This is a genomic window from Serinicoccus sp. CNJ-927, from assembly GCF_001942435.1.
In the GTDB taxonomy this organism is placed as follows: domain Bacteria; phylum Actinomycetota; class Actinomycetes; order Actinomycetales; family Dermatophilaceae; genus Ornithinicoccus; species Ornithinicoccus marinus.
In genome coordinates, this window is the sequence record NZ_MKKF01000038.1 from 1 (window position 1) to 1,629 (window position 1,629).

1 rRNA gene and 1 other annotated feature (1 of these 2 only partly in view) are annotated in these 1,629 nt (G+C 59.3%); the gene reads left to right on the forward strand.

From position 1 onward, the window contains the following. Positions 1–1,086 (forward strand): 16S ribosomal RNA (locus BJF86_RS11055); the annotation flags it as partial. A gap of 514 nt (positions 1,087–1,600) precedes the next feature. After that, positions 1,601–1,629, forward strand: a sequence feature (mutual gap in cmsearch alignment for this rRNA model is longer than 100); it runs 1,660 nt beyond the window's last position.

Here is a 1,629-nt window from a genome sequence, read left to right on the forward strand (position 1 = left end):
TTTTGGGGTGACGGTAGGGGCAGAAGAAGCACCGGCTAACTACGTGCCAGCAGCCGCGGTAATACGTAGGGTGCGAGCGTTGTCCGGAATTATTGGGCGTAAAGAGCTTGTAGGCGGTTTGTCGCGTCTGCTGTGAAAGCCCGGGGCTTAACTCCGGGTCTGCAGTGGGTACGGGCAGGCTAGAGTGTGGTAGGGGAGACTGGAATTCCTGGTGTAGCGGTGGAATGCGCAGATATCAGGAGGAACACCGATGGCGAAGGCAGGTCTCTGGGCCATGACTGACGCTGAGAAGCGAAAGCGTGGGGAGCGAACAGGATTAGATACCCTGGTAGTCCACGCCGTAAACGTTGGGCGCTAGGTGTGGGTCCCATTCCACGGGGTCCGTGCCGCAGCTAACGCATTAAGCGCCCCGCCTGGGGAGTACGGCCGCAAGGCTAAAACTCAAAGGAATTGACGGGGGCCCGCACAAGCGGCGGAGCATGCGGATTAATTCGATGCAACGCGAAGAACCTTACCAAGGCTTGACATACACCGGACGATCGCAGAGATGTGGTTTCCCTTTGTGGCTGGTGTACAGGTGGTGCATGGTTGTCGTCAGCTCGTGTCGTGAGATGTTGGGTTAAGTCCCGCAACGAGCGCAACCCTCGTTCCATGTTGCCAGCAACACCTTTGGGTGGTTGGGGACTCATGGGAGACTGCCGGGGTCAACTCGGAGGAAGGTGGGGATGACGTCAAATCATCATGCCCCTTACGTCTTGGGCTTCACGCATGCTACAATGGCCGGTACAAAGGGCTGCGATCCCGTGAGGGGGAGCGAATCCCAGAAAGCCGGTCTCAGTTCGGATTGGGGTCTGCAACTCGACCCCATGAAGTCGGAGTCGCTAGTAATCGCAGATCAGCAACGCTGCGGTGAATACGTTCCCGGGCCTTGTACACACCGCCCGTCAAGTCACGAAAGTCGGTAACACCCGAAGCCGGTGGCCTAACCCCCTTGTGGGGAGGGAGCTGTCGAAGGTGGGACTGGTGATTGGGACTAAGTCGTAACAAGGTAGCCGTACCGGAAGGTGCGGCTGGATCACCTCCTTTCTAAGGAGCATCGTTCACACCCGCCGGCGCGTTGGTGGTGGTGGGTGTGGGTGGCCTCGTGGTGCACCCGAGTGTGGTGCCCGGGGTTGCTCGTGGGTGGAACATCAAGGAACTGTCGCTGCACTGTTGGTGCTGCTGTGTCTGGTCGAGTACGACCACGCACCCTTGTTTGGCCGGGTCCCTGCTGTGGTGGGGGTCTGGGTGGGGTGTGGTGGTGGGGAAAGGTCGGTGCGGTGGTGTCGGGGTGTGGTGCAAGCACGCTGTTGGGTCCTGAAGGATCGGACCCCGGTGGCCCCCTGTGGTTGCTGTCGCTCACTTTCGGTGGGTGGTGGTGTGGGGGGTTGGGGTTGGGTTTTTCGGTGGCTGGGGCCCTGGTGCCGTGGGTCATACCCGTTCATGGTCATCACGTTGCGCGTGGTGGGTGTGGGTGTGTGGTGATCGTGTCGGTGTGGGTGGCTGGTTGTTGGTTGAGAACTGTACAGTGGACGCGAGCATCTGTATCTTTGTTGCTTTTTGTTAAGTTTTTAAGAGCGCACGGTGGAT